Below are 4,155 nucleotides of genomic sequence, written 5' to 3'. Positions count from 1 at the left end.
CGCTGACACGGGTGCTGCTGTCACACATCCACCGCCTGCGCCGCGCGCGGATCGCGATGGATGGCGGCATGAGCCGGGCGGACGCCATGCGGCAGTTGCGGCCGCCCGTGTTCTTCAAGCGGACCGACGGTTTCTCACAGGCACTGGGCATATGGTCCGCCGCCGCCCTGCTGCGCGCGGCGGACGAAACGCAGGCGCTGGAACTGGCCTGCAAACAGACCGGAAGCCCGGATGTCGTGCTGTGCCTGCGCCATGTCGCCCGCCTGTGCGCGCAGGCACAGCATGACCGCAGGCGGCGCTAGGGCGTGAAATATTCCATCACGGGCGCTGGAAAACACCTTGCCGGGCCGGGCGCGCTCGGTTAGAAAGCCTGCGTGTGTCCGCGTAGCTCAGCCGGATAGAGCACAGGATTCCTGGTTTTCAATTGGGCGTCACGACGGGAAACCACGTGACGGATCTGCTCAAATTCGGGGAACGCTCTGGCTAACGCCGTGCCAATCCCGAGCCAAGGCCGGTTATTTCTCCGGCAAGGTGTAGAGACTGGATGGGCAGCACCTGTCGGCCGCTTGCGGCCCATGGTGAAGGGACAGTCCAGACCACGAACGCCATGCCCTGCATGGCGGCGGTGAAAGCCGAAGTGGTATGAATCCTGGGGCCGTGGGTTCGAATCCCGCCGCGGACACCACAAATCATTCCATACCCCTTATAAATCAATAGATTACGTCCTGAAGACTGTTTGAAACAGCCTGCCCTCAAGACATTCCGCAAATTCTGGGAAAGTTTTTTGGTGAAGCTTTTTTAAAAACAGGCGGTATCCACAAACTTCTTATGGTTGTTTCAGGCGGCTTTTCAGCGGATCCTGACATCCACCGCAGCGCTGCGGCCCTGCATGTCCATAACGGAAATATGGGCGTAACCCACACCATCGGGCAACCATGACGGCATGCTCCCGGCGGCACCGGCAGGCTCATTCCGTTCACCATCCAGCGGTAGGGGGGCATTCCCCCGCCCGCTTCCAGACCTATGGGGGTCATGGTGCCGTCATCGGCCCGGCTCTCCATTTCGCTATCCGGCCGGGGCAGGATGATCTGCGGCCCCCCGGGCCGGGCCAGTCGCCGCAGCGCGGGCGACAGGTAACGCTGCGCCTGATGGTGGGGCGTTACACCGGAGGCCATGATGTCCCCATCCGGCTCCAGCAGGCTGACGATATGCGCCAGCACGGGCGCTGCCGTCGTGCGGCCCGTAATGCCGGGGGATGCCGTGCCATCCGGGCGGCCCGCCCAGACGATAATGGTCCATGGCCCGGTCACCGCCGCCGCCCACGCGTCATGCATGCCATAGGATGTGCCGGTCTTGAACGCGACATGGTTCCATTGCCCTACGCCCGGTGGCGGCGGTGTCCCTTCCAGAATGGCGCGTACATCCTGTGCCGCGCGTGGGCCAAGCAGGCTGGTGGCGACCGTGCGCCCGGCCGCATCGAAATACGGGACCGTGGCCTGCCCGTCGTGATTGAGGGCGGAATATAATGTGGCGAGGTCATACATCGAAAGTCCTTCCCCGCCCAGCGCGATCGCCAGGCCGGGCGAGGTGTCGCCCCCCGGCAGTACGGGCGCCACACCACTGGCCGCGAGGCGGGACAGGAAATGATCCGGCCCGATCAGGCGCAGGGCCTGTACCGCCGGCACATTGAGTGACTGCCTGAGCGCATCCGCAACCGTTGTCTCCCCCCTGAACTTCTGGTCAAAATCATGCGGCGCATAACCTGACAGGCTCATCCGGCCATCACTGATCCGGGTACTGGGCGTCAGCAGTCCCCGATCAAACGCCATGCCGTAAATAAAGGCTTCAGGGTGGAACCGGGCGAACGCCGCGCCATGACCAGATCGACCGCGCAGCCGGGGCACTGATGTTCCCCCCCGCCAATCCAGGCCATGACACCCCCGTCACGCCGGACGACAAGGGCCGCGAAAGTACCCCGCAATGGCGCATCCCGTGACGGTCTGGACAACCACATTGCCTGAAACCTCACGCGGAAGAACGTATCCATCCCCGCTGAGCGCCACCATGGCCGGGCGGTCGCCAAAATGTGCCGAAAGTGTCAGCGGGCCTGCCAGCGTTTCCCCCGTGGCGGAACGGAAGCCCGGGGCCACGGCGATATGATAGGCGGTATTGTAGGACAGCCCGCCAAGGCAGAAGCTGTGATCCTCGACACGCGGGACAGAATGTGTCGCGGGGGTGAGCGTGACATTCGCCGCCAGATCATCCGTTCGGGAAGCCTCGAGCGCACCGTTGAAAACCAGGCAGATTTCCGGGTGTTCGCCCCCCGCGTTGACCTGGGTCCGGGTGAACGCGAAAGGGAGAGGATCATCGGAGGCCCACGTCCTTTCACATGACAGTGGCATGATCGCGGCCAGCAATGCCGCGACAACTCCCCGTTTCCACACGTTCATTCTTCTTCCACCGCCCATTGCCGTGCCATAAACCTTGCACGCCCGGCCTCGGCTGGCCAGAGCCGCCCCCATGGCGCGGGGGGCTGATATGAAGATTATGGCTGGCGGCGGAACCCGCCCCCTTCCGTCCCGTTTCACGACATGAAGGACACATCTGGCGGAAATAAAAAACGTGACGCCATACGGGGATATGGCGTCACGCGGGGGAAAGACTTCAGGTAGGGGATGGAGAGGGTTCAGAACGCCGCCTGGATACGACCCGCGACGGAGTTGCCATGACGGCCCATGATGTTCTGGGCGACGCTGTTGTCGCTTACGATGAAGTGGTTGAAATCAAGCATGAAGCGGAAGTGGCGGTTCGGATACCAGTTCAGACCGCCCGACCAGACCGTCTGCTGCCCGCCACGCACGGCCGTTACGCTGTTGCCCAGCCCGCTGTTCAGGTCGGCCACGCTGTAGCGGCCGGAGATTTCCAGCGCGCCCCAGTAGCCATGCGCGGGATCGAACGCATGGTCCACACCCGGCGCGGAGAACGCGCCTTCCTTGATGTTGTAGCTGCGCGGCGCGCCGAACAGGGTGTAGTTGGCCGCGCCATAATAACCCTGGAAGTTCACGGTGCCGCCAGCATTGCTCACGTTCCCCACGGAACCCGCCGTGTTGTCGCCGCGTGTGATGCCGATGTGATAGTATTCACCCTTCAGCACCAGCCGCTTCCACCGAAAGCCCAGTTCCGGACCGGCGGACCACATGCTGCCGACATTGCCAACGGTGGCGCTGAGCAGCTTGGTCGTGGTCAGATCGACTTCCGGGGCCTCGCTCATCGCGACCGAGGTGCGGGCGGCCCCGCCGGCGGCGTTGGTCTGCGCCATCTTGAAGGCGCTGATGGCGGACAGGCCGATATGCACATCTATGTCCTTTGACAGGTAGGGACGGCCCGCGACACGGAAGGTCGCGCCGGTCTGGCTGTCATAGACGTTGCCCGCGCTACGCGCGCCATAGCTCTGCCCGGTCAGGTAACCCGCGATCCACCAGCGCTTGTCATAATGCAGGGCGCCAAGGCTCATGCGCGCGTCACCGGCGGCGATGTTACGCACCATGTCGGTAATGGCGGGGCGTTCCATCATTTCGAATTCGTTCGAGCTTTCGGAATCTTCTTCCGTCACGCGCGGCTGGAAATAACCGGCGGTGATGATGGTGTTGTGGAACCCGGCATAATTCAGGTTGGCCTCATACAGCGTGGCCGAACCGTCGTGACTGCTGGAGCCGAAATCCGGCGTGATGTTGGCGATCCAGTTCTTGTAACGGAACGAGATGGGAATACGCAGCCGGCGGGCGTTTTCGGTCAGGCCCGCGAAATCGCCCTTGCTCTCGCCCCGGCGCGGGGACATGCCCATGAAACCGCCAATATCTTCATGAAACGCCAGACCGATGGACATGGCGTACATCCCGTCCTCGGTGGAAATGGTGGGACGCCCGCCGGGGAAACCAACCACCATGCCACCCATGTGCAGGGCTTCTTCCTTCTCCGTCGCCGCGCGGAAGGATGCCCATGAGGATGAAACGCCACGATCCGATGGCGGGGTGCCGAGATCCGCCTTGTGCAGCACGTTCATCGTATTCGCGCTGTCATCACCGATGCGGATGTCACGGGCGTAGCTGTCCGGCAGGGGCTGGCCCTTGACGGCCGCGACGCGGCGGGCCTGCG

General features: G+C 63.4%; 3 protein-coding genes and 1 pseudogene. 1 reads left to right on the top strand and 3 read right to left on the bottom strand.

Going from position 1 to position 4,155, the window contains the following annotated elements; all coding sequences use genetic code 11:
- Positions 1–302 (top strand): annotated as a pseudogene (locus JCM25156_RS10060) (DNA polymerase III subunit delta); the annotation flags it as partial.
- Between the two features lie 450 nt (positions 303–752).
- Here JCM25156_RS10060 and JCM25156_RS10050 read toward each other — a convergent pair.
- From JCM25156_RS10050 to JCM25156_RS10040, 3 genes are all read right to left on the bottom strand, one after another.
- Entirely contained in the window at positions 753–1,904 is a 1,152-nt protein-coding gene (locus JCM25156_RS10050; protein WP_025812982.1) for a penicillin-binding transpeptidase domain-containing protein, read from the bottom strand.
- Between the two features lie 39 nt (positions 1,905–1,943).
- Positions 1,944–2,522 carry a hypothetical protein gene (locus JCM25156_RS10045; RefSeq protein WP_148299373.1) on the bottom strand — a complete coding sequence of 193 codons (579 nt, stop codon included), beginning with the start codon at positions 2,520–2,522 and terminating at the stop codon, positions 1,944–1,946.
- Between the two features lie 164 nt (positions 2,523–2,686).
- The coding region (locus JCM25156_RS10040; protein WP_025812978.1) for an OprO/OprP family phosphate-selective porin at positions 2,687–4,155 on the bottom strand (1,469 nt) is incomplete at its 5' end.

The organism is Komagataeibacter kakiaceti JCM 25156, from assembly GCF_000613305.1.
This window is presented reverse-complemented; position numbering and strand designations above follow the sequence as displayed.